This window comes from Paenibacillus sp. EKM211P, from assembly GCF_011066175.1.
Classification (GTDB): domain Bacteria; phylum Bacillota; class Bacilli; order Paenibacillales; family Paenibacillaceae; genus Paenibacillus; species Paenibacillus polymyxa.
Genome location: NZ_JAAMNS010000005.1, coordinates 90,117 through 115,995, shown reverse-complemented (window position 1 = coordinate 115,995; position 25,879 = coordinate 90,117). Strand labels below are relative to the sequence as shown.

Annotated in this window: 21 protein-coding genes; 10 read left to right on the top strand and 11 right to left on the bottom strand. The window is 41.7% G+C overall.

Going from position 1 to position 25,879, the window contains the following annotated elements:
* Nucleotides 1-184 precede the first annotated feature (184 nt).
* Entirely contained in the window at nt 185-862 is a 678-nt protein-coding gene (locus tag G9G57_RS10920) for an ABC transporter ATP-binding protein (protein ID WP_013373145.1), read from the top strand.
* Nucleotides 859-3,417 (top strand): ABC transporter permease, encoded by a 2,559-nt coding sequence (locus G9G57_RS10915; protein ID WP_013373146.1) that lies wholly within the window; start codon nt 859-861, stop codon nt 3,415-3,417. The genes G9G57_RS10920 and G9G57_RS10915 overlap by 4 nt, the downstream gene beginning before the upstream one ends.
* Nucleotides 3,418-3,722: 305 nt before the next feature.
* Here G9G57_RS10915 and G9G57_RS10910 read toward each other — a convergent pair whose 3' ends face one another.
* Entirely contained in the window at nt 3,723-4,778 is a 1,056-nt protein-coding gene (locus tag G9G57_RS10910) for a radical SAM/SPASM domain-containing protein (protein WP_013373147.1), read from the bottom strand.
* 25 nt (nt 4,779-4,803) lie between these two features.
* Nucleotides 4,804-6,036: a radical SAM/SPASM domain-containing protein gene (locus tag G9G57_RS10905; protein WP_013373148.1), complete on the bottom strand. Its 1,233-nt coding sequence runs from the start codon at nt 6,034-6,036 to the stop codon at nt 4,804-4,806.
* A gap of 326 nt (nt 6,037-6,362) precedes the next feature.
* Between G9G57_RS10905 and G9G57_RS10900 the strand changes: the two genes are divergently transcribed.
* On the top strand, nt 6,363-7,322 hold the full coding sequence (locus G9G57_RS10900; protein WP_013373149.1) for an ABC transporter transmembrane domain-containing protein: 960 nt from the start codon (nt 6,363-6,365) through the stop codon (nt 7,320-7,322).
* 1 nt (nt 7,323) lies between these two features.
* A complete protein-coding gene (locus G9G57_RS10895) occupies nt 7,324-7,944 on the top strand; it encodes an ATP-binding cassette domain-containing protein (RefSeq protein WP_013373150.1) in 621 nt (206 codons plus the stop codon).
* Nucleotides 7,945-7,999: 55 nt separating this feature from the next.
* On the opposite strand, the gene G9G57_RS10890 is transcribed toward G9G57_RS10895, so the two are convergent.
* The 3 genes from G9G57_RS10890 to G9G57_RS10880 form a co-directional block, all read right to left on the bottom strand.
* On the bottom strand, nt 8,000-9,304 hold the full coding sequence (locus G9G57_RS10890) for a sensor histidine kinase (protein ID WP_044786282.1): 1,305 nt from the start codon (nt 9,302-9,304) through the stop codon (nt 8,000-8,002).
* Nucleotides 9,305-10,039, bottom strand: a complete 735-nt coding sequence (locus G9G57_RS10885) for a LytR/AlgR family response regulator transcription factor (RefSeq protein WP_013373152.1) — start codon at nt 10,037-10,039, stop codon at nt 9,305-9,307.
* Between the two features lie 324 nt (nt 10,040-10,363).
* Nucleotides 10,364-11,386, bottom strand: coding sequence for a S8 family serine peptidase (locus G9G57_RS10880; protein ID WP_013373153.1), 1,023 nt, complete (start codon nt 11,384-11,386; stop codon nt 10,364-10,366).
* Nucleotides 11,387-11,800: 414 nt separating this feature from the next.
* Here G9G57_RS10880 and G9G57_RS10875 point away from each other — a divergent pair, with 414 nt between their 5' ends.
* Complete coding sequence (locus tag G9G57_RS10875) at nt 11,801-12,310, top strand: thiol reductase thioredoxin (protein WP_013373154.1); 510 nt, start codon at nt 11,801-11,803, stop codon at nt 12,308-12,310.
* Between the two features lie 110 nt (nt 12,311-12,420).
* Here the strand turns inward: G9G57_RS10875 and G9G57_RS10870 are convergent, their stop codons facing one another.
* A complete protein-coding gene (locus G9G57_RS10870; protein ID WP_044786283.1) occupies nt 12,421-12,951 on the bottom strand; it encodes a GNAT family N-acetyltransferase in 531 nt (176 codons plus the stop codon).
* A 248-nt stretch (nt 12,952-13,199) separates the two neighbouring features.
* Between G9G57_RS10870 and G9G57_RS10865 the strand changes: the two genes are divergently transcribed.
* Entirely contained in the window at nt 13,200-14,174 is a 975-nt protein-coding gene (locus G9G57_RS10865) for a ring-cleaving dioxygenase (protein WP_013373156.1), read from the top strand.
* A 157-nt stretch (nt 14,175-14,331) separates the two neighbouring features.
* On the opposite strand, the gene G9G57_RS10860 is transcribed toward G9G57_RS10865, so the two are convergent.
* The 4 genes from G9G57_RS10860 to G9G57_RS10845 form a co-directional block, all read right to left on the bottom strand.
* Nucleotides 14,332-16,029: a M3 family oligoendopeptidase gene (locus G9G57_RS10860; RefSeq protein WP_044786284.1), complete on the bottom strand. Its 1,698-nt coding sequence runs from the start codon at nt 16,027-16,029 to the stop codon at nt 14,332-14,334.
* A 238-nt stretch (nt 16,030-16,267) separates the two neighbouring features.
* A complete protein-coding gene (gene thiD / locus G9G57_RS10855; RefSeq protein ID WP_164964931.1) occupies nt 16,268-17,077 on the bottom strand; it encodes a bifunctional hydroxymethylpyrimidine kinase/phosphomethylpyrimidine kinase in 810 nt (269 codons plus the stop codon).
* Nucleotides 17,078-17,274: 197 nt separating this feature from the next.
* Complete coding sequence (locus tag G9G57_RS10850) at nt 17,275-18,681, bottom strand: hypothetical protein (protein ID WP_013373159.1); 1,407 nt, start codon at nt 18,679-18,681, stop codon at nt 17,275-17,277.
* A gap of 252 nt (nt 18,682-18,933) precedes the next feature.
* Nucleotides 18,934-20,835 carry a bifunctional 2',3'-cyclic-nucleotide 2'-phosphodiesterase/3'-nucleotidase gene (locus G9G57_RS10845; protein WP_044786285.1) on the bottom strand — a complete coding sequence of 634 codons (1,902 nt, stop codon included), beginning with the start codon at nt 20,833-20,835 and terminating at the stop codon, nt 18,934-18,936.
* A 254-nt stretch (nt 20,836-21,089) separates the two neighbouring features.
* Here G9G57_RS10845 and G9G57_RS10840 point away from each other — a divergent pair, with 254 nt between their 5' ends.
* The 4 genes from G9G57_RS10840 (at nt 21,090) to phnE (G9G57_RS10825) (ending at nt 24,575) form a co-directional block, all read left to right on the top strand.
* On the top strand, nt 21,090-22,058 hold the full coding sequence (locus tag G9G57_RS10840; RefSeq protein WP_044786286.1) for a phosphate/phosphite/phosphonate ABC transporter substrate-binding protein: 969 nt from the start codon (nt 21,090-21,092) through the stop codon (nt 22,056-22,058).
* A 101-nt stretch (nt 22,059-22,159) separates the two neighbouring features.
* The gene (phnC, locus tag G9G57_RS10835) at nt 22,160-22,930 is read left to right on the top strand and encodes a phosphonate ABC transporter ATP-binding protein (protein WP_023990372.1); all 771 of its coding nucleotides are present in this window, start codon (nt 22,160-22,162) and stop codon (nt 22,928-22,930) included.
* Entirely contained in the window at nt 22,927-23,781 is an 855-nt protein-coding gene (gene phnE / locus G9G57_RS10830) for a phosphonate ABC transporter, permease protein PhnE (protein WP_113051019.1), read from the top strand. Before phnC ends, phnE (G9G57_RS10830) begins: the two co-directional genes overlap by 4 nt.
* Entirely contained in the window at nt 23,778-24,575 is a 798-nt protein-coding gene (gene phnE, locus G9G57_RS10825; RefSeq protein WP_016820374.1) for a phosphonate ABC transporter, permease protein PhnE, read from the top strand. Before phnE (G9G57_RS10830) ends, phnE (G9G57_RS10825) begins: the two co-directional genes overlap by 4 nt.
* An 85-nt stretch (nt 24,576-24,660) precedes the next feature.
* Here phnE (G9G57_RS10825) and G9G57_RS10820 read toward each other — a convergent pair whose 3' ends face one another.
* A complete protein-coding gene (locus G9G57_RS10820; RefSeq protein ID WP_016820375.1) occupies nt 24,661-25,791 on the bottom strand; it encodes an aminotransferase class V-fold PLP-dependent enzyme in 1,131 nt (376 codons plus the stop codon).
* Nucleotides 25,792-25,879: the final 88 nt, after the last annotated feature.

Genomic DNA, 25,879 nt, shown 5'->3' with positions numbered 1-25,879 from the left:
GACAGAGTCTGTCCCTCCTACATTTCCCAACACCCATTACAATCCGATCTTTCTACTCTCACTCAAATAATCTTTCAATTCTGTTAGATTTCAGAAAGATTGTAGAAAGAAAGAGGTATTATAATAAAATTTGTATTGTAAGCAATTACGATGCAGATATTTTTATTGGGAGGAAAGCAAAAAAATGAAGATATTAGAAACCAGAGGGCTAAGAAAAACTTACGGTAACGGGGATACCGCTGTTCATGCCTTAGATGGTGTGAATCTGGAGGTGGAAAGCGGTGAATTTGTCGCTATCGTTGGTACATCCGGTAGCGGGAAGTCCACCCTTCTACATATGCTTGGTGGGCTGGATCGGCCTACAAGCGGAAACGTAACCGTTGACGGCAAGGATATCTATTCTCTAAAAAATGAAGAATTGACCATTTTCCGCCGAAGAAAGATTGGCTTCGTGTTTCAAAATTATAATCTAGTTCCAGTCTTAAATGTCTATGAGAATATCGTGCTCCCCATTGAACTGGATGGGAAACAACCAGACAAAGCCTATCTGACCCAAATTACAAATACACTGGGGCTTAAGAACAAATTAAACAATCTACCAAGCAATCTTTCGGGAGGTCAGCAGCAGCGAGTCGCTATTGCGAGAGCACTGGCGACGAAACCAGCCATTATTTTGGCTGACGAGCCTACTGGCAACCTGGACAGTAAAACCAGTCTGGATGTGATGGGATTGATCAAGGTATCCAGCCAGCAGTTCGCCCAGACAATGGTGATGATTACCCACAACGAGGAAATCGCGCAGATGGCAGATCGCATCATCCGCATTGAGGACGGTAAAATAGTAGGTGGTGCGACTAGATGATCAAAATAAAAAACAGTAAGGCAGTTCGTAATTTATCAGATAAAAGTTTTAAAGCGAATAAAACCCGCAATATTATTGCGATTATCGCTATTGCCTTAACCACTTTGTTATTTACATCTCTGTTTACTATGGGGATTGGCGCGATAGAAAGTCTCCAGCAGGCAACGATGCGGCAGTCCGGGGGAACTGCGCATGCTTTACTTAAATATATCAACGATGAGGAATTTAATCAGGTCAAAGACCACCCTCTTATTAAGGAGATAGCATATAACCGCTTGTTAAGTGGAAAGGTAACAAACGAGCAATTTTTAAAGCGCAAAACGGAGTTCTGGTATCATGACGATGTAGGGCTAAAGCTAGGATTGATTGAGCTAGAAAAAGGCCACAAACCGGTGGCAGAAAATGAGGTTATCGCGGACTCTAGCACCTTACAGTTACTGGGTATTCCCCTGAAAGAGGGCGCCACATTGTCCTTGAAGCTTGAGGTTCACGGCAAAATGGTACAGCGTGAATTTATCCTCTCCGGCTGGTGGAAGAGTGACCCCGCCGCCATGATAGACAGAGGTCAAATTTATGCTTCTAAAGCTTATGTGGATGCACATGCCGAAGAATTACGCTACACATATAAGCAGGATCATGATATGACCGGAGCCATCAATGCAGGTATCATGTTCGATAACAGCTCGAACATCCAGGGAAAACTTGATCAAGTGATTACAGAAAGTGGTTATTCCCTTGACAAAAATGCACCGAACTTCATTGAAACTTCTATGAACTGGGCGTATCTTTCCAACACTTTCAGTTCGGACCCTGAAACCATCTTTGTCCTAGCTGGTGGCCTGTTACTGATCATGCTTACTGGCTATTTGATCATCTATAATATTTTCCAAATCTCGGTGATGCGTGATATTCGTTTCTACGGTCTTCTAAAAACCATCGGCACAAGCAGTAGTCAACTCCGTAGGCTCATTCATAGACAGGCATTATTTCTTTCCTTGATCGGGGTTCCCATCGGCTTGCTCGGGGGTTTTGGGGTCGGCAAATCGCTTATCCCTCTGCTGCTTATGAACAATTATAGGCACGCAAATGCTGAGGTAACCCTATCCCCCAGCCCATGGATTTTTATCGGCTCAGCTCTGTTTGCAGTCGTGACAGTTATGATCAGCATTTATAAGCCTATTAGGGTTGCAGCGACTGTGTCTCCAATCGAGGCTGTAAGATACGTAGACGGAGATACCAAAAAGGGTGAGAAAAAACTAAAAAAATCAACTAACGGTGCTAAAATGCCGCTGATGGCTCGAGCCAACTTAGGGCGCAATAAGAAGCGGACCACTTTAGTGCTGCTTAGCCTTTCTCTAGGTTTAATGCTACTGAATACTACTCTTACATTATCCCAGAGTCTGGATATGGATAACTTTGTGTCAAAAAACAATGATACTGACTTTCTGATTGCACATGCTGATTATTTTCAAGAATATTTCACAGGCCCTGACAATGCAACGACGGAAAGCTATATTCAGGCCGTACAGACACAACCCGGTTTTGAAGAAGGTGGACGATTGTACAGTGGCAGCAATTTATTCACTGTCGAGCATAAAGAGAACAAAGAGGGGATGAAGTTGTACGGGGAAATCGTCACTCCTGACGCTCGTGGCAACTTATCTACAGTAGTGTATGGGCTTGAAGCTCTCCCCCTTCACCGACTAAAATTAATTGATGGTGAACTTGATTATGACAAGCTAGCTTCGGGAAAGTATATTTTGGAAGGGATCATATTAGACAATTACGATAATCCTGACATGGAACTATCCGTATACAAAGTAGGTGAAAAGGTTACTCTTCATAACTATATGGGCACAGCAAATGCCCAGGGGTATACTAGTCATGAATTCACAGTGCTTGGTCATGTTGGCGTAAAATCAACCAATTCTGGTGTAGCCGTTCCTACTTATACTAACTTATATCTCCCGGCGGATATCTATAAAACGCTTGTGAAGAAGCCTGTGGTGATGAGTTATGCCTTTAATGTGTCCAATAGTAAAGAAAAAACGATGGAGAGCTTCTTAAAGAACTATACCGAAATAAAGGAGCCAACGATGCATTATAAATCCAAATTCACCTCAATTGACACGCTTTCAGGTATGCAAAAAACAATTCTGATGATCGGCGGTACGCTCAGTATTATTATTGGTGTGATTGGCATTATTAATTTTGCAAACACGCTTCTAACTAGCATTCTGACCCGCCATCAAGAATTTGCTATACTACAAAGCATCGGCATGACCAACAAACAATTAAAAACAATGCTTGTTTATGAGGGGATGTACTATGTGCTCGGCACCAGCTTATGCTCCATCTTATTAGGAAGCCTATTTTCCATCTTGATTGTGAGACCCTTGAGTGCCCAAATATGGTTTATGAGTTATAGATTTATTATCTGGCCGCTGATCCTCGTGCTACTTGTTCTGCTCGTGCTTGGGATCTGTCTTCCTCTCGCTATTTATTCTCTGAGCAACAAGAAAACTATCGTAGAACGACTGCGAACAGCAGAATAAATATCCCCTAGTCAAGAAAAGAAATGACCTAGCAAAAACTTCTGGCTAGGTCATTTCTTATTTACTCACCTCTATAGTTTGTACTTGTTCTCTAACCTCCCTGAAATTAATTATAATAATGAGAAAACAGAGAAAATGCATACGTACCACCTTCAATTTGAACTCTGGTGTGTATATTCTAAACTTCTGTTCTTTGATGGCCATGACAAATCCCCTTTAGAAAGTAGTGCCAGATCACATCATATATGTGCTCTTTTAACACTCTCTACCCAAAGGGGATAATATCACCGTCCCCATCTGAGGAATCAGTGGGTAGAAAGAAGAAGCTCGAAGTTTTTTAATATATATTCATACTCCTTCACTATTGAATAGTGTATCCTTTGAGTTGCACAAAATACGGGTGATGATTCATAATGATTTCCAGTTTGGATTTTATTAATAATTTTACACATTTTGCTGCGACAATTATTATACATAGCACACTTTGTACAATCCCCTTGATCTTTTTGGTTGATTACATCTAAATTGGACAAACGATGTTCAATTATATCAGAAAATACATCCCCCATGGAAAATTCTTCGTGGCCTACTGCAAGAATACAAGGATAAATATTCCCAGCACTAGAAATATGAAAGCTGCTATGACATCCATCGCACGTTCCTCTTGGCCGAAAATATGCGTTTTTGAAATTATATAAAAAATACTGTGCTTTGATGATATCTTTATTCACCATATATGAAAATATTTCGTCAAGATTCTTTTGATAAACTTTCATAAGTTCTTTATTCCAATTCGGATTACTTTCATCTAGCGCAAAGCTGACAGTCGGATACCCTTTTTCAAAAAGGAAAATATAATTGTCAGCAAAATATGAAACATTATTAGGTGTAACAGTCATTCTTACTCGAAAAAAATGTGATTGATGATTAATGTAGTCAAGAGTTTCAATCACTCGATTGAAGCTTCCTTTCCCATTTCTGTATACTCTGTTGATATCGTGACTTTCTTGCTTCCCATCCAAACTAATTGTTAATTGGATATTTTCAGAAACATAATCAAGTATTTCTTGATTATAAATGGTGCCGTTCGTTGTCATTCTAAAAGAAACTTCGCCATGAATTTTTTGCTTTAACTCTTCTACTAGATAACGAATGATCGGATAATTAAGTAATGGTTCCCCCCCATGTAATGCTATGCGTATTTTATCTTTAGGATCCAAAGGATTTGCTGCAAGCTTTTTTTCCGTAAAATCAATAGCTTTTGCAGCCGTTTCCCTACTCATCATTTTTGGTACTTTACTAACATAACAATATTTACATTTCAAGTTACAATCTTCAGTTACCCAATATGTGAAGTTCATGGCATTACTCTCCTTAAATAAAAATTTAGCTATTCCAAACTAGTTCTTGAAGTTGTTTCTTTTGTTTTTGACAAATGGTATCGAACAACTCTTGGTTTTGATGCAAATAGTAGATGTTGCTTATGCAGTGATGGCAAAATAAATTAACGTTGCAGTTCTTACAGGGTTCAAATTCCCATGGTCTTACACATCCGATTTTATTATGATCTGCTTTTGGATTGCCTTTAGCCATTAATTCAATTAAATTATCATCAAATACATTTCCTAAAACAAAATCATCAGAATCCATCAACCCCCCACAAGGATAAATTTTCCCATTACCTCCAATAAATAACTCCCTTTTCCCTGGTGAACAAAGTCGACAGGTAACATCTTGAGAGGTCAGATCATCTACAAATGGCTTTTCGGGAAAAATCTCTTCACTATTCTCTCCTGCCCTTCCAGCGGATGTTAAGATTCTTAAAATAGGTTTAACACCTAATTTTTCACACAAATCAAGGAATTTATCTTCACCTCCATCAAAAGTATATTTTGTAATAACCATTGATAATGCGATTTTTTTCAGCCCATTACTTTGCATTAGTTTTATACTTTTTAGAACTCTACTAAAAACACCTTTGCCTCTAATTTGATCGCAAGTTTCTTCATCATAACCGTCCAGACTAAGGGAAACCTTATCTACATACCTAATCAATTGTTCCACATTTTTTGGGGTTATAAAAAGGCCATTGGTAGAGAGCAAAATGGCTCCGTTGAATGTTTGTTTTATGTACGCCAAAAGCTCCATGATATCTAATCGCATCATAGGCTCTCCACCCGTAACATTGATGGCTTGGGGTTTAAGTACGACGATCTGATCAATGATTTCTTTCACTTTTTCAGTTGTTAGTGCATCGGTAAAATGAGCATCCGCTGAAGCGCTGCAATGTTTACAGTGTAAATTACATCTATTTGTTAATCCTAGATAAACAACATCCAAGACCTCCTCATGAATATTTGTTAATTGTTCTTCGGTTAGAATACATTTGATATTCACCAATTCATAAAAGAGACTTGTTAAATTATGAATAACATCAGCATGTTGAGAACTTTTGGTAGGACTTAATAACGACTCAATCTCCCCATTATTAACCATATCCTTCAGCACAAGATAATAAGATTTAGAGGTTTTCAAAAAAGCTCCTGATTTTGTATTCGCGATAATGACTTGATGATTATGAAATAGTTCACGTGAGTAAGGATTTAAAACATATACCATGATTTTTTCTCCTCTCATACATCCCAAATTCATTTTCCATTCTATTAAATAGATCATGAATTGTTCTGATATTTACTGTTATGTCATAATCTAATGTTTTAATGCCATAAATTGATAATAATCAGAGTTAAATAACAAATGGATTCTTTAGAGTATTTGAGGGGATGAGAGAAAGACGCGCTACATCCGTAAAAAACGTATACATAGATGTATTTCACGACATTAAAGAGGTCATTTATACCATAAATATAATTATTAGATATTCGATAGTAGAATGAGAAGTAGCTTCTTTATATATTTGTATCAGAAGGGCGGAATGGAATTTTATGCTTAGAAAATATAATTGGATTTTTAAAGAAGTTCATAAATTTTATCTTTTTATTGTACTTATTTTAGTTTTTCAAGCTTTAGATACAATACTTAGCATGATAATTCCCCAATACATAAGTAAGATTGTTGATTCTGGACTAGTATCCAAAGATCTCTCCTTAATTGTGAAGTTTATAGGAATAGCAACAGGCTTATTTATTCTATCTCACCTATGCAGTTTACTTTGTGAATTCATTTTTGCCGAATTAGGTAAAAGAATCTCTTATGCTATGAAAAAAAAGTTGTTAGAAAAGTTTTTTGTTTTGCCAGGTGAGACCATTACTTCAAACAGCGATAAGCTATTTTCCCTGTTTATTAACGACATTGGAATCATCGAAAGATTAGTATCCCACGGTATCCCTATGCTAATATCAAACTTACTTTTTCTAATTGTTATTTGTATTGTATTGCTTTTTTTCAACTACAAATTATTTACACTTGTACTTTTGATCATGCTTCTAACAATGATTAGTCAAATTTTCTTTAATAAAAGAATTACTCACAAGACAAAAGCAGTCATGAATGCTTATGATGACTCTATTTCTTATATTAGGCATACGCTTGGATCACTTTTATATTCTATTGGAATGGATATAAAAGACTATATTTTGGGAAAGTACATGCCTTTAGAGGAAAAATCACTTGAAGCTTATAGACAGAGAAGCAATACAATTATCGTAGCTTCCACTGTCCCTTCTGTCATTACCTCTATTGGAAGTGTATTGCTTTTGGGGGTGGGTACAATTTTAGTAATGAAAGGCCAAACAAGTATGGGAGTACTGACGGTATTTGTTTATTATTCAAATCAGATCATAAGTCCGATCAAAAGTGTTACAAACTATGTGGCCACTTGGAAGCAGACAAAAGTATCAATCGAAAGAATTGAGTCGATTATAAGAGCTGAAGAGGTGAAATAAAATGGACATAGAATTTAAAAATGTAAGTTATAGCTATAACGGTTTGGAAAAAGCGCTATCCGATGTTTCGTTCTCTGTTCATGGAAATCATATTTATTGCCTTTCAGGACGCAACGGGGCAGGAAAAAGCACACTATTAAAATTACTCACCAAGATTAATTGTAATTATACAGGTGATATCTTAGTGAACGAAAAGGAAATGAGAGAATGGAAACGCAAAGATATTATCAGCAAAGTAGGGATATGCTTCCAGGAACCCGTCATGTATGTAGATACGATCTTTAACAATATAACTCTGGGGCAACAGGGTATCCCTATGAGTCAGCTGAATTCATATATCGAATTATTGGATACCAAGAAATTTATCGAAGAAAGTAAAAAAGATCAAATAATCGGTAAAAATTTTTCTTTATCAGGAGGACAGCAGCAATTAATTTCGATACTGCGGAATATCTATACTAATAAAGAAGTATTAATTTTTGATGAACCCACTTCAAATTTAGATGGTGTTGTAAAAAAGAACTTTATTGATCTATTAGATGATCTAAAGTACAACCATACCATCATATTAATTACACATGATAGTGAACTAGGGAGTAAATATGAACAAATATTGTTGTAATGCAGGAGCAGGACGTAGCTGCATAAGCGTCTACGCCCTTTCACGAATTGGGTTCCTATTCTAAGTCCCATAAAATAATATTGACGCAAAACCGGTCTCCCCCGGTCCTTATATCCAGGATTCCTGAGTTTTCTTTTACAATCTGCTTGACACTTTTCAATCCAAAACCATGATTTTTTCTATTCTTTTTATTACTTATAAAATTACTATTTACAAACAGTGGATTAAACGTATTGGAAATCTCTATATAAAGCTGCTTTTCATGATATTTTAATTTTATATCCATTGTTTTCTTACCTACAGTCACCTTGTCACAGCCCTCTATTGCATTATCCAGCAAATTACCAAAAACAACGGCTATAATATTATTATTTAGAGAAAATTTTTCTGGAAGAAAACTATCAACGTTCACTACAATACTTTTTTTAGTAGCTAAATTTATTTTCTCGGTGAGTACGTAATTAAGCACATTGTTGGGTGTGTATTTCTGAGTTTCAGTACATTTAATATCTGAGAGAATTCCTTCTATAAACCCCTCTGCTGCCTCTACGTTATTTTCTTTCAACAATCCTTTTAAGGTCAACAATTCATTTTTCATATCATGCTTGATTCTCCGAATTTCTTTTTGCGATTTTTCCAGATTATCATAATGAATATTTTCTGCTTTAAGATTGAAGTTTAATAATTCCTGCTCTATGATTTCGCCGTACATTCGACTTAATTGTTCATAAATAATTAACATGATGATATTGATCGATAAAACACCAATCATAGAAATTACACTTAACCACTCATTTGGGTTCTTGCCTGATCTTAAGATCAAATCAAAATGACTGCACGACAAGCAAAGAGTTATGATAGGAACTGCATACAAACACATGTATAAATAATGCAGAGTAGTTTCTCTTTGAGAAACATCTATTTTAAAAAGTAAAGGAACCCATAAAAAAAAGGAAAATTTACTGATTTTTGAGAGGAGAGCACCCGCTTCGTAATAATAAGATACATTATCTGATGTAAGGAGTACATTTGGAAAACAAACATTCATGATGGCGTAACATACTCCTTCAGATAAGATTTCAATTGCAATTACAACTGTACCCCAACACAGTTTTGTTGTTATATGATTTTTCGGGTAAAAACAAAGTACAGTGAACACTGGAACAACATTTAGCATAACATCAAATGTTATTTTCAAAAAATACATACTGACTACTGTCAGACCTATTAATGCAATCGTAAACAGCCAGATTTTCTCCGTCGAAAGTCCCTTTTTAGTAAATAAAACTTTATTCAGAAATCTACTTATGATGAAAATATCAAATGAATTGAGTATAAAATCAAACATGGCTCTTTCCAATTAGAATCTCTTCCTCATATAATTCATCATTTTTTGTTTAAAATCTTTTTTATACTTTCTACTGATCGGTAGTTCCAAATAAGTATCCTGAATTTCGCCATTTACGATCCGTTTCATCATAATATTTTCGCATTTTATTCCTACAACGTATTTCAGGTTAATGATATACGAAGCATGAACCTGAGTGAAAGCCATCGGATCAAGTTGAGCAAGTATTTGTGAAGTTGTCTGATTACACTTATATTCTTTTGTCTCTGTATAAATATAAGCAGCCCTTCCACTTTTCTCAAAGTACATAATTTCATCTTCGTTTACAATGAGCTTATTTCGTTCATAGCTAAACTCAAAATAACTATGTGAACTATGCAAATAGTGATCAGCTCTTTGAAGAACCTCAAAAAGGGTTTCTTTATTCACAGGTTTCAGTATGTAATCAAAGGTTTGTACTTTAAATACATCTGGCATGTATTCGTCATAATTGGTTACAAAGATAATTACAGCTTTATTGTCAAACTCTCTTACTTTTTTGGCTAAACTAATGCCATCCATATCCGCCATCTCAATATCAAGCAGATAAATATTGTATTCCGTTTTATTCTTAGCTACATATTGCAGCAACTTTTGCCCACTTCCAAAAGTATCTACTTCTACTTTAGTAAAGGGATATTCTAACGTAAACCTCTCCACCCGGGCAAGTTCTACATTTGTATCATCACACAGAGCAATGTTTAACATCCAATCACATCCCTACATACATTAATTATTCTTAATTGTAAAGTATCGTGTATAGGTTAACTCATGAACTTCACATCAATGAATTAATTCTCAGTTGCAAGGAACAATATGATTTCCGGTCATGCCCAGCACAATTCCAATCCCCTCTTTGCCGGGTTTATTATGTAGTTTCAAAGTTAACCTTATATATTATATAATGCTTACTAATTACATATATAGTATAGCATTTCAAGTTTTCTATAATCAACTCTTTTTTCTAAATAAATACATTTTTATGTTTTTATTTAAATACTAAAAATATAGATTTCAAACAGCTTAATTTGATTAAATACCTAGCTCCTCCAAGTACTTCAACAATGCTGCAAGAGAACATACATTTAATATATGTATATTGTGATAATCGTTTAAGGTATGATTCAACTCTTTTTCTAAGCTACTCCAAAAATCATCAAAATTACTAAAAGTTATTCCCGTTAACTCAGAAATAAAGGGAAACTTATATAAAGAATGGATGTCAATTTCAAGATTAGTGGTTTCATAAATCGCTTTTTCTATAGACTTGCCAAATTTTTTTACTAAGTTACTATCAATGTCAGCATCAAGGATGGGTTTAAATTTAGGTACTGTCACCTCATATTCCAAAGCACTGCGTTCAAGAATATCATTAACCTCTGAAAACGTGATATCTTTATTATAAATGACAGAGTTCGTCACCTCAGAAGAGATCAGTTGCATACTTCTCCCCACACAAAGAGCATTCGCTTTAGAGGTACCTTTAAAAAAGGCAAATCGTTCGGCAAGTGTATAGACAAAAATTGGAGCTTCATCAAATACGGCTTGGATCTCTTTACTTTTTGAAAACAAAAATGACTCAATTGAACAAAACATTTGCCCATTTACACCAATGACAGTAGGCAGACTAGCTGGATAACTACTCTGACTACCATTTTTTACAGATACAAAAATAAGTTTATTTTGATCTACTAACTGCTGTGTAATTTGGCTAAGTTGCTGATAGTATCCTTCTGAAGTAACCGAAATGCTTATGCATATATATTTAATATTCAGATTAAGGCATTTCTTCAACGCCATCTGCAAGAGTCTAGTACTCGTTTTCCCTTCTTCATTTGCTATTTTTATGATGTAAAACTGAGCCTCACTAAAAACTTGCATAATCGTATCTGCCACAGATGTTCCATGCCCATGGTCATCCTGAAAATCATTATCCTCGATAATTTCGTTTCCTGAAAATTGAAATCTCACTCCATCTATAACATGTTTATTTAAACTTTGATTCGTCATATCCATTCCAGTATCAATTATGACTACTTGTTTGTTGTTAAACATAGTCTTCACCTATCCTATCAAATTTGTAGAATGCTATATATAAATTAGCACTTTAGTTTGATATAGAATGTGTAAGTGATAAAATAACCAATTTCATGCTATAAAAAGCAAATTTTCGATAAAAATGTATTAGAAATTCAATGCTGACCATTATAATTACGAGTTACTAGAGTATTCAGCAAGACGCAAAATGACACAATATGCGCTGATTATTACAGTAATATTTTTACGTAGATCAACTGTAGTAACCTTATTCATAGATTAACTACAGCTTAAGAATACAGGCTATCTGAAGCAATTAATCTCAATAGTCTGTTAAGGCTCCGTATAAATATTTTAAGAAGGTGATAATCAAAATAATATTATATGTCCGTAAAATTAGTATCAGGCAAAAAATTAATGTGGAGGTTTCTTATGATAAAAAACCGAAAAATTCTACCGTTCAAACTAGCTTTTATATTCTGTATGTGTTTGACAAGCTTTTTCATTGCTAATGATACTAACTATGCTGCAAAACATAAGAATTTTACGACTATAGAACAAAATAAAAATATTCCGACTGTTGAAGAATACGAGAATGATGTAAAAGATTTACCTAGACTTAATGCGAATGAAACCATGGACAAATTCAACTCGGGAGAAGGTTTTTACCTTTATATTGGTAGACCTAGTTGCTCCGATTGTCGTGAATTCTCTCCCATTTTAAAAGAATTTTCTGTGCGTATATCACAACCCATCTATTATTACAATCTGGATGGTGGGGACTGGGGACCAGCCATTCGGCAATTTCTTAGAGATCACATCAATTTACAAGCTACTCCAACATTAGCATATATTAAAGATGGAAAAGTCGTTGCCCAACAAGTTGATACTGGACCAAATGCTGATGAATTGCTAACTATTTTTGCCGATTGTCCTCAGTAACCTTTCGCATTCCAAAAATGATCGATTCAAATCATTGAAACTTTGACTCGCAAGATGGGATTCTTTGAAAAAAGATCCTTCTTGCGAGTCTTCTATACTTTATATTTTAATCACACTTCCCACTCTTCCCGTAAAAGCCCCATTCGGATCGAATCATAATACTTTCCATTATAATATCTGCACTTGCGAAGCCTGGCTTCGAGGGTCATGCCCAGCTTCTCCCCGACCTTCATCATCCGATGGTTTCCTGACCAGGTTGTAAAGCCTACTCTTACTAGAGGCAATGTATTAAACAAATGGTCGATCCACAATCGAAGTGCTCTCGTACCATAGCCACCACTCCAATACCCCGAATCATAGATACCTCTCCCTATTTCAAGCCATAGCGAAGGCTTATGCTCCCAGTAGTAACTCACGGATCCAATGACCTTGCCTTCCACTTCAATGAGCCAAAAGTCATCTTGTCCGATTCGCTTTTCCTTCTCTTTTAAATACTCCTCCAAAGAAAGCGTCTTATGCTCATAATAAGGTGCATCCCATTGCTTCCATTCCGGTGCTTCTTCCTTGTAAATTAGCGTCCAAAGTGCATATAGGTCTTCTTCTGTAGCAGGCCTAATCGTTAAATCTTTTTCTGTATACATCGAGTCCCTCCTTATCACAAAACGCTCATTTCTATGCTGGGTTGTATGATGCTTTATTGTATCTGCTTTTGCATAATATCGAGTATCTAGTTTATCTATCTTTGGAGCCAGCGAATAATTCATGTTGACAAACAATCAAAAATAATATATCTTAATATCAAGATAATAAATATGAAGAAAAATTTACACCGACGGTTTATTTTGCTTTGAAAAACCTAATCATATAAAAACCAAGGAGGGCAAATAATATGAAACTGTTAGGATTGCATCACGTTTCGGCGATTACAGCAGCAGCGGCTAAAAATGTTGAATTTTATACTCAGGTATTGGGGCTTCGGCTGATTAAAAAAACAGTGAACCAGGACGATGTTAGTGTGTATCACCTCTTTTACGGAGATGAGCGCGGAACCGCGGGTACGGAAGTCACTTTCTTTGAAATTCCACATGCTGGACAAACGCGTACAGGGAATAACAGCATTTCGGCGCTCTCCCTACGTGTACCGAACGACAAGGCTCTGAATTATTGGAAAAACCGCTTCGAGCAGCTGGATGTGAAGCATGGCGAAATTATAGATCAAGCAGGACGCTTGGCGCTTTCGTTCGAGGATTTTGAAGGACAACGCTTCTTCCTCGTTTCAGATGAGCATGATCACGGAATGCGCGGCGGCACGCCTTGGGAGAAGAGCCCTGTCCCTGCGGAATACGGCATCGTTGGACTTGGTCCGGTTCATCTGACCATTCCCAAAGCGGAGAATACCATTCTTATTCTTGAACAGGTTATGGGCTTCCGCAAAAAGGGCTCCTACCCCTCCCCTGTTGCCGGACAACCGGATGTGGTTATCTACGAAACAGGTGAAGGCGGTACAGGAACTGAAGTTCATCTGGAAGAGCGCAACGATCTGCCACAAGAGCGACCAGGACGCGGCAGTGTGCATCACGTCGCTTTCCGTGTTGAAACCGAGGAAGAGCTCAAACAGTGGGTAGAGCGTATTGGTCAGCTGCAAATTTCCAACTCTGGTTTTGTAGATCGCTTTTACTTCCGTTCCTTGTACTTCCGTGAGCCGAACGGCATTCTGTTTGAATTGGCTACCGATGGACCTGGCTTTGACACCGACGAGGAACTGGAGTTTCTGGGCGAATCTCTGGCACTGCCTCCATTCTTGGAGCCGCGCCGTGCATCAATTGAAGCCAATCTCAAACCACTCAACACCAAACATGAATAAAGTTATATTTACTCTAAAATAAACACAAAGCCGGGGCTTCTACATCATGTAGGGTTCCCGGCTTTTTTCGTGCAACTGCTCTGCTTTCATTAAAAAAAGCATCTCATCTACAAGCTTTTAGCTAGACAGGTAAGTGAAATACCCTTTTTGGCTATGCTTATAGCTTTTTATCATCCACGCTGGTCAGCCATGCTTCGATTTCTCCGATTACAGAGGCGATGCAGCCGTCTTGGAACGGCGAGATCAATCCAGCCAGCTCAACCAATCCGGTAAAGGATCGGCTTCCTCCGGCACGACACAGCTTCAAATAATCTTTCCATGCTGCTGCGCGGTCTTCACCCATGCGTTTCCAAAACTGGAATGCACACAATTGTGCCAGTGTATAGTCAATATAATAGAACGGAGATTGAAAAATATGTCCCTGCTTGTGCCAGAATCCACCCTTTTCGAGGTACTCGTTGCCTTCATAATCCAGATGCGGTTTATACTTCCGTTCAATGGAACGCCATGCACTTTTACGTTCGGCCGGTGTCCAATCCGGGTGTTCATATACGGCATGCTGGAATTCGTCTACGGCTACGCCGTAAGGCACGAACAGCAACGATGAAGATAGGTGTTCAAAGTGATATTTGTCCGTGTCTTCCTCGAAGAACAGCTTCATCCAAGGCCATGCGAAAAACTCCATACTCATCGAATGAATTTCAGCCGCCTCCATGGTTGGCCAGTGGTACTCGGGAATTTCAAAATGTCGGCTTTCATAGACCTGGAAGGCATGACCTGCCTCATGAGTCAATACGTCGATATCACCGGATGTCCCATTAAAATTGGAGAAAATAAATGGCGTGCCATATTCGCTCAAAAATGTACAGTAGCCTCCGCTTTGCTTGCCTTTTTTACTGATTAAATCCATCAGTCCACGCTCGACCATAAAACTGAAAAATTCATGTGTTTCCGGTGATAGCTCTTCATACATACGCGCTCCATTACGAAGAATCCAGTCCGGGTCACCTTTTGGCGTAGGATTGCCTGACAAGAAGTTGAAGCCCTCGTCGTAATAACGGAGCTGATCTACTCCGATCCGCTCGCGTTGGCGCTCTTTCAGCTTGGTTGCCAGAGGAACAATGTGCTTCAGCACCTGCTCGCGGAAATTGGCTACCATTTCTGCGTTGTAATCTGTACGTCCCAAGCGGGCATAGCCCAATTCTACGAAGTTGTCATAGCCCAGCTTGTGTGCCATGCGCGTACGTACCTTGACCAATTCATCATAAATTCGATCCAGCTCGTCCTCATGCTCACTCATAAATTGATACTTGGCCTCGGAGGCCTGTTTGCGTGTCTCGCGGTTGGTTGCCATTTCAAATGGCAGGAGCTGTGACAATGTGCGTTCTTCTCCCTCGAACGGGATCTTCGCTGAGGCAATTAATTGGGCATATTCCGAAGTCAACTTATTTTCCTGCTGCAAATCCTCAATGATATCCGGGTGGAACGACTTGAGCGCCACCTCGGCAATACTGAAAAGCTGGCTGCCCCATTGGCTCTCCAACTCAGCTCTAAATGGAGAATCTACCAATGCGCGGTAGTAATCGGTTACATACTCCTGAATAACCGGCATGAAATCATCAGCGTACTCTTGCTCCGCTTTGTAAAAAGCATCTTCCGTATCAATGGAGTGCCGAACTTCCACCAATTGCAATTGCGTTTCCACGTTACTGCGCAGCTTGTTAATGGCATGAATAACTTCATTTTGACGTTCTACACTGTCCGCTTCACGAAACTGCTGTAACAGTGTTTTAAACCGCTGTTCAATTTCAGGTTGTTCTGGCCGGCTGTAAGCCATTTCGCTGAATAATGTCATTGCTTCATTTCCCCCTTTAATGTAATAAATCTGATGCCTATTATACAGTACGATTAGACCAAACTGGAAGCTGAAATACCAAAATAATACAACCTCAAAAGCCGCAATACCATGTATTGCGGCTTTTGAGCCTAGGCTAACTCCATATATCATAGATGTCGTTATCTAAAGTAACCTCAATATATATACAGTCTGGTGGAGATTTATAAGTCTCCTTCCTATGGCAGCCCTTCATACTTTATTGATTTTGCAAACGATGTGCCACATGCAGGGTCGGACCGACAAATTCATTTAACTTGAAGCCACCTTCAATGGCCTGTGTAATGAATTTCTTGGCCTGATCCACAGCTTCACGCACAGTCAGACCTTGTGCCAAACCAGCCGTTACCGCGGCCGAAGTGGTACAGCCTGCACCGTGGGTAAAGTTGGTTTGTACAACATCCGCTTCAAACCAGTCAAAAGTGATTCCGTCATACAGCAGATCCATTGCTTTACCTGCACGAACTTTGCCACGGTCCTTGATCAGTACATGCTTAGCACCACGCTCGTGGATAATAGCAGCCGCTTCCTGCATCTGCTCCAGTGTCGTGATCGGTCCATTCTTCGCCAGTTGCGAAGCCTCGAACAGGTTTGGTGTTACCAGATCAGCGCCAGGAATCAACAATTCCAGCATGGCCTCTGTATTTTCTGGCTGGAGCACTTCATCCGTGCCTTTGCAGACCATAACCGGGTCAATTACAATCCGTTTCAGATCATGCTTTTTCAAATGGCTGGCCACCAGTTCGATGATATCTACGGAACCCAGCATACCGGTCTTCATTGCATCAAAACCGATACCTTCCAATACAGTACGCAGCTGCGCCTCAACCACGTCCAACGCAACAGGATATACAAGATGGTTCCAGGTTTTAGGTTCCATCGCAACTACGGTAGTCAATACAGTCATGCCATATACACCAAGCTCCTGAAAGGTTTTCAGGTCCGCCTGAATACCTGCTCCGCCGCTTGTGTCGGAGCCGGCTATCGTTAGTGTTTTGGGAATCGTCATTAGTATATGCTCTCCTTCACTTTCTGTGCTGCATTTATCCTAATCCTGCATGCGAAACTTGTCAACGCGCAAAACAGTCCTTTCCATACGAAAAGTCACAAGAACCAGCAACAGCTAAAAAACGAGAATATCCCCCTTTGAAATGAGAACATCCTCGTAAGTACGTGTTATATGAAGAATTTGAATGAATTTTAGACTTATAAATACCCACCCGTACTGTGATCATAGGCATGATTTTTTTCATTTGCCCGTACGCCGAGGCAAAAACTCTGATACAACTGCTGCTGTCTTGGGGTAGCAAAATTCCGGTGCTGCTCAAATAAAGCCATACAACCAATGATATGCTCGGTATAGCTGTTATCGACAGACAGTTGCAGGCAATGTAGTGTTTGTTCCAACCCTTCGGGGTAATCGCCTTTTCGAAAATAATATTCCGCATACACCTTACAAAAGGAGGCAAAGCGAAATGCATTAAAGTGCTTGCGATAATGTGTGTCCCATTGTTCCGGTGCAAGCTCCCAGAAACTCTTGAGTTGCTGGCTGAACAGCTCCAGCTCGGCATCCACGAAATAACCAAACCGATTCGCTGATTCGAGCAACGTATTCAAGCCTTCCAATGTCTCATCCGGATGCTCGCGCAGGTAAGTAATATATTCATAGATTGCAGAAGTGTTACCCATTTTGATTTCAATACAAAGTCGGTTGCCCTGTGCATATACACGATGCAGGTTGACTACTTTCCAGCCTTCCTCGTCCAGACCCTCAAACCAGCTCAAATCTGCATAACCTTCAATCCATTGCTTGGATTCCTCATATCTACCCTGAAACTCATAGCAGCTGGCCTTCAGCAGATGCCCTTGAGCATAGTAATAAACGAGCGGCTTAAGCAGCTCCAGGTGCTCATCTCCAAAACGGTTCCGATTGCGATACAATGCCTGCGCCAGCTCCCTTAGCTCGTCCGCATACATTTCCATCTCGGACCATTGCATTTTTAAAGCAAACACTTGAGATAGCATATGTAAGCCTTCCAGTGCATAAATTTCCGGTAGACGACTACGGTATAAATGGAATTGTACAGCAGCCTTCAAGTTCCGTTGGTTATCCTTAATCTGAATCTGGAATATGCGAAAATAGCTAATCGCCAACCGTTCGGAGTGGGTATACTTCTCACTCTCAATAACACAATCATACAAAAGCATGGAGGCTTCATGTCGGCCATCCTCAAACATCGCTTCTGCAGTCTCAAAAATAGCCGGAATATTTGATAAATCGTCCATCAAATAGCCCAGCACACTGCGTATACAGTCCAGCTTGTTCAACTCTGAGCAACGAAGAAGAAATGGACGCAACCTTCTCCAGTGGGGCAAGGAATGAATAAAACACTCATCTACATACATCTCGAACAAAGATCCTTCTTCCAATCCCATCGCCTCAGTAATCAGATCAAGCTGATTAACTGAAATAGGCCGTGGTGGGTTTCGGTTAAGTATACCGCTAAGTGTACCCGGATTTACCTTGGAAGCATCTGCAAAACATTGCATCGAAATACCTTCACTTTGAATATACTTTTCTATCTGTGCGCGGATCGTGGTGTTTTTTTCCAAAGGGACACCCCCTCAAACGAATGATGGTGACTTTTTCATTACCTTTTAAACCAAAATTTGTTTAATCAAAGTATATGTCTAATTATACGAGAGGTCAATAACTTTAAACACGACTCAGGACATACAAAATCACGAGTTTCGTACGATTTTAAATCTGTTTTATGAAAAAAGACCGTCCTCTGAGAGACAGTCTTTCTCTATTATTTTGATGCTGTGGACTTAGAAGATCACAACTTGCAAAATGATTTAGAATCACCGAAAATCAAGAGCAAACTTAGCGTATCCTTCTACCGTCAGCCCTTCGTAAAGCAATTCAGAATAAGCATTGGCGACATGCGTTGCTTGCGGCGAGGTTAGGAACGTCACATGTGGACGACCCGACCATGGGGCGAGGGACCAGTGACCGTCAGCCTTTGGCGTCAACGTCTTCATATGCCGCACATACTCAGTCAGCACATGCCGGTTCTCATCCGGTGAAGCCAGTATAATTCGCTCCCCACCTGGATTAACCAACGCAGAGGAGAACGCGCGATAGTTATTCGTAACAACCAGATAACTCCGCTGCATATCCATCGGTTCCCCTTCAAAAGACATATGAATGATTCTGTGCGCATCTAGGTCCTTTAGTTCCCCGGCAGCATCATATCTGGCTGGCTGTGTTACATCAATCTGGTACTCGATGCCATCGATGATATCAAAATTAAAGCTTGGAAACTCAGAATTAATCAGCTCTTGCTCCTCCTCTGCCGAAAGATCAATTTGCCGGAATTGACCGGCAGACCACTCCAGCCATTCCCGAATTTCTGCCCCGCTCAGTTGAACGACATGCAGCGTATTCGGAAAATTGTACAGATCGGCGATATGTTTGATCGCCATCGTCCCTGCGGGAATATCGGTATAATACGCCGGACCATATCTGCCCCCTGTTTTAAAAGGAGCGGCTGCCGACAGAACGGGAACCCCCTCATACTCGCTCCCTTGTAGCTGCTGTTTCACATACCAAATTTGTGCATCATTCACAAGCTGAACCGAAGCATCATCCATCACCTGGGCAAAAAAGCTGTTCACTGCTACCGTCGTTCGACCTACAGGTGCACGAATATAATCCAGGGTTCCAGCATGTTCATCTGCTACCGCCTGCTGAATAGCAGTATCTGGTTGGACGAGTGCTTCCTTGCGTATCGGGTCATACACCGGGCGTACCTCGGCAGCAGATGCAGCCACTTGCCACTTTCCTCCAATAAGAGCCAGATCCAGATCAATGATACCCAGATGATCTCCCCAGAAGCCCGGCTCTACTGCTGGAATGCCATGAATGGTGCCCTGCTCTGCATTAACACCTGTCATACCTATAAACGAAGGGCCAGGAAATACTTTATGTGCATGACCAAACACAATGGCATCGATCCCCTCCTCCCTGCTCAGATGCAGCACCGCATTTTCCATATTGGGGGTTTCGGGAATATCCTCAAAGCCTGCATGAGGCATAGCAATAATGAGGTCGGCTCCGGCCGCCTGCATTTCTGGAATAAACCGTCTGGCGGTTTCCAGCATATCTTTGACGATAAGTTTTCCTTCCAACCATGCCTTGTCCCATTGCATAATTTGCGGAGGTACAAAGCCGATGACACCCACCTTCAGCAGATGCTTGTTGCCTGCTTCATCCTCTACTGTCTTATCCAGCAATAGATAAGGCGTAAAGTAGTTTTGTTCTTCCTTTCCTGCTATATATATGTTGGCATTCACGTAAGGAAATTGCGCTCCTCGAAGACAAGTCTGCAAATATTCCAACCCATAGTTAAATTCATGATTACCGATACTGCCTGCCTCGTATCCCAGCAGATTCATTGCTTTATAGGCGGGATGCACCTCACTTGGGTCCTGTTGGAGCCGCTGTACAGCGTAATCTCCCATTGGATTCCCCTGAATTACATCTCCGTTATCCAGCAGCAGGTGATTGGGCACCTCTGCCCGGGCCTTATGAATCAGACTCGCGGTTTGCGCCAGACCATAATGCTGCGTTTCCTGATCCATATAGTAATCATAATTCCACAAGCTGACATGCAGATCGGTGGTAACCATAATGCGGAATTTCACCTTCCCAGCACCTGCATGTTCCCGCCCTGTCTTATCATTAACGTCCAAAATATCCAATCTTGTTCTCTCCCTCAGCTTCGGTCATAGAGCTTGAATAAGTCTAACAAAGCACTGTTAAGAGAATGTTAAAACAAGCAATTCGCTTAAGTACAGTCTACGGCCTCTAGCAAATGATAAATTTTACATCATTTTTACCAAAGTCAGGAGTGCTTTTTACCCTACCTGTGGGACTAGCTGTTAAGATTTGGTTTGTCACTGAATTTACAGGTTTTTTAAATTTTCGTTATTACGATGTTTAGGGGGAAATTATTTTGTTCAAAAAAGCACTGACCTTGTGCATGACCTTCACACTGGCAGCGGGTTTAGCCGCTTGTGGCTCAAATGCAAACAATAACAACAGCGCCTCCACTCCGGGTACAGATGGCTCTAAAAACGAAAGCACAGCCTATGTCCCTAAGGAGTTAAAGGTACAATTCGTTCCTTCTCAAAATGCAGATACCCTCGAAGCCAAAGCTAAACCGCTCGAAAAACTGCTGGGGGACAAGCTGGGAATCCCGGTGAAAGTAACCGTATCTCCTGACTACAATACGATTGTGGAAGCCATGTCTTCCAAACAGGTAGATGTAGGGTTCCTTCCGCCTAATGCTTATGTACTGGCACACGATAACCGTAAAGCGGCCGACTTGCTCCTGCAAGCTCAACGCTATGGCATTGAAGATGCCACAGGCAAGGACACGACTGAAAAAGTAAACTTTTATAAAGCAATGATCGTGGTGAAAAAGGATTCTCCAATTCAAAGTCTGGCTGATCTGAAAGGCAAGAAGGTTGGCTGGCAAAATGTAACCTCCTCCGCAGGCTATGTGTACCCCGCAGCAGAGCTGAAAAAAGCTGGCGTGGACCCGGACACAGATGTGCAGGGTGTGACGATCAAAGGCCACGACGCTGCTATTCTGGCGCTGCTGAACGGTCAGGTTGATGCTGTCGCTGTTTTCCAGGATGCACGTAACACAGTGAAGAAGGAAATCCCGGACGTATTTGAAAAAACACGTGTCATTCATTACACAGCTAAAATTCCAAATGACACCGTCAGCGTACGTTCCGATATGGATCAAACATGGAGAGACAAAATCGCCCAAGCCTTTATTGACATTGCCAACGACCCTGAGGGCGGCGAAATCATTAAAGAAATTTACACCCATGTAGGTTATGAAAAGGGCGACGATAAAAACTTCGATTCTGTGCGTGAATACGCCGAAGCTGTCGGCCAAGCGGTAAAGTAACAGGTACGAAACAGGCTTTACGAATGACAGGGCAGCACCGTCCATGTATTCATGGCGGTGTTGTTTTCATTCCACCCCATCGGGGAGAAAGTTGGGAGCATATGATTGAATTTCGAAACGTATCGAAAACATACCCGAACGGCACCAAAGGGTTGAATAATATTAATTTGACGATTCAGGAGGGAGAAATGGTCGTCATTGTCGGCTTATCCGGTGCGGGTAAGTCCACCCTGCTGCGTTCCATTAACCGACTGCATGACATTACGTCCGGCGACATCGTTGTAGGTGGCAGGTCTGTCACGTCTGCTGGAAGCAGCGAGCTGCGGCGCATTCGCCGTGATATCGGCATGATCTTTCAAAGCTTCAATCTGGTTAAGCGTTCGACGGTGCTTCGCAACGTACTTTCGGGCCGCGTCGGTTATCATTCGACGCTGCGGACCATTCTTGGTCTCTTCCCGAAGGAAGACATCGAACTGGCACTAACGGCGCTGGAACGCGTGAATATCCGCGAAAAGGCCTATAGCCGCGCCGATGAATTGTCCGGTGGCCAACAGCAGCGTGTATCCATCGCGCGTGCTCTGGCGCAGGAAGCTAAAATCATTCTGGCGGACGAGCCTGTCGCGTCGCTTGATCCGCTGACCACCCGCCAGGTGATGGACGATCTCCAGCGAATTAACCGGGAAATGCAGATTACGACCATTGTCAATCTGCATTTCATTGATCTGGCGCGCGAATATGCAACACGGATCATCGGATTACGCGCGGGAGAGGTCGTCTTTGATGGCACACCGGAGGAGGCTACGGATGAAGCCTTTGCGGAGATCTACGGCCGGGCCATCAAGCATGATGAACTGCTGGGAGTGGGATCATGAAGCCCGACTCTACTGCCCAGCCGCTCTCTTCGTCGCAACCGTCACCATCTGCTGGACCACCGCAGCCAGGCAAGCCACCTGCAGGGCCACCTTTGCCAGGACGTTATAAGCGTTACGCTACCTGGATGATTTTTATCGTGGTGCTGATAGCCTGCTCCATTCATACGGATGCCACGCCTTACCAATTGATCGTTGGCTTACCAGAGATGGGCAAATTGCTGGAAGAAATGTTTCCTCCTGACTGGAGTTACCTGCCTATCATCTGGAAACCGATGCTGGAAACGATCCAGATCGCTATTGTCGGTACGACACTGGGAGCCATATTGGCAATCCCTGTCGCGTTGCTGTGCGCCTATAATGTGATGCCGCGCAAGCTAATCTCGCTGCCGATGCGCACGATCCTGAACCTGGTACGGACGATTCCCGATTTGCTGTTTGCCTCGATCTTTGTGGCCGTATTCGGCATCGGACCGTTTGCAGGGATGCTCGCCCTGCTGTTCTTCTCCTTCGGGATCATAGCCAAGCTGACCTTTGAGGCGATTGAAGCCATTGATCCCGGGCCACTGGAGGCCATGACCGCTGTTGGCGCGAGCCGCATTCAAGTCATCGCCTTTGGTGTGGTTCCGCAGGCACTGCCTTATTTTGTGTCGTATTTGCTATACACCTTTGAGGTTAATGTGCGCGCAGCTTCTGTTCTGGGACTGGTCGGTGCGGGCGGCATCGGTCTGCTGCTTGACCGTTCCCTTGGGCTGTTCCGATATGACCGGGCAAGCATTATTATTCTACTGACCCTCGTCATCGTCCTTGCGATTGATTACGGCAGTAACCTGCTACGGAGGAAATTATTATGAATGATCCTACGCTTCGCAGACCTATTGGCTCCCGCCTGCGCTTTTGGGCGTTAGCTATTCTGCTAATTATCATTTACATTTGGGCTTTTCGCGGGATGCAGTTTGAAGGATTACAAGGGACGGCCAAAAGCGTCTCTGTCGCAATATTGGACGGCTTTCTTCATCCCGACTGGTCATTTGTCTACATCCCTGAGGGGGAGGACTTGCTGCGTGGGTTGCTGGATACACTGGTCATTTCAGTGCTCGGAACCTTCGTATCCGCATTTGTCTGTCTTCCGTTTGCCTTTTGGGCATCGAGCAATATGACCCGTCTACGCCCCTTATCAGGCAGCGGGAAGTTTGTACTTAGTGTCATTCGGGTATTTCCCGAAATGATCGTCGCCATTCTATTCATTAAAGCCGTAGGTCCCGGCTCGTTTGCAGGTGTGCTTGCCCTCGGCATTCACTCCATCGGCATGCTGGCCAAGCTTTTCTCAGAAACGATTGAAAGCGTCGATCACGGACCGCAGGAAGCTTTGATCGCGTGCGGTGCCAACCGTTGGCAGGTCATTTTCTTCGCCGTGCTGCCGCAGGTGATTCCACAGTTTCTTTCCTATTCGCTCTATCGTTTTGAAATTAACATCCGGTCCGCAACCACGCTCGGTCTGGTTGGTGCAGGTGGTATTGGTACTCCGCTGCTGTTTGCACTCCAAATGCGCAACTGGAACCGTGTAGGCGTCATTTTACTCGGCATTGTAGTCTTGATCATTTTGACGGATCTGATATCCGGCTGGCTGCGCAAACGGATTGTATAATTAAACATCTCTATCCTAACAAAAGCCTCTCCTGTGTAAAAGGGAAATGCTACGCTCCCATTGACTCGGAAGAGGCTTTTGCTGTTCAACAACTCCCACCTAGTTCATCTAGGACCCGTCGGACTTCCTCTGCCGTATTGTAAAAATGCGGAGCCACACGAATAACATCCTTTCGTGCTGACACAATCATATTTCGGCTCCGCAAACGCCTCTCTACTGCCGACACGTCGGCTACTTCAACAGCGAGCAGACTTGGTAAAGTGCCTCCTCCATCAGGTATACGTATGTGTAACCCTTTGCTACGTCCATATTCAATAGAAAAGTCCAACAGCTCATTCATATAGGTCTGAATGTTCGTGACCCCAATTTCCAGCAGCAGCTTTAAGGCTGCATTGGCGGCAAAAATGCTAATGAAGGAAGGTAATCCTGTCTCAAAGCGCCGGGCTCCTGCCGCCGGAACCGGATGAGCAATATCAAACCGGGAGGCTGACTCCTGTCCAAGCCAGCCCGTAAGACGGGGCTTGAAGCGTTCTATTCGCTCCTTACTTATATAAAGAAAAGCCACTCCCGGTATCCCCAGCATATATTTGCGTGCTCCCGCGACCAGCATATCTATGCCCATCGCCTTTACGTCTATCGGAATCATTCCTGCAGACTGATAGGCATCGACGAATAGTAACGCCTGATTTCGATGAGCTATATGTGCAATGGATTTGAGATCCTGCTGAAATCCGTTGGTATAATTCACATGGGATACCATAATAAGCGCAGTATTCTCCGTAACATGCTCCTCATACTGCTCTAGGGTCACTTCTCCCTCCGTAGAAGGGATACAGCAAATATGATCACGGAACATCTCCTGTGCCTGCCAGATGTGGCCCACCGTCGGAAAGTCGGTGTCTGCATACACAATCCCTTCTTTTCCCGGTACATAAGAAAGGGCAGTGGCCACGCCAGCAATCGCCTCAGAGGCTGAGGACAGCACCGCAATTTCGTCAGGCTCCGCCCCGATGAGCTTGGCAAAATGTCCTCTTGCCTCCTCCAACCGTGCCATAGATAGGTCGCCGTTATGACCGTGTTGCAGCAAGCTTCGATGATATTCCTCAATGGCAGCGGAAACCGGTCTCGATATCGCCCCCTGGGAACAGCTTCCTACATGGATATGTGAGGACAGCACCGGAAACAACTGACGGTAGGACTGAAACGGATGTTTCATATTTCCCTTCGCTCCTCCTGGGCACACCAACGTGCCTTGATATGATCATTTTATTATCCATATAAGCCACCTTAGAACAAGGGCCTCT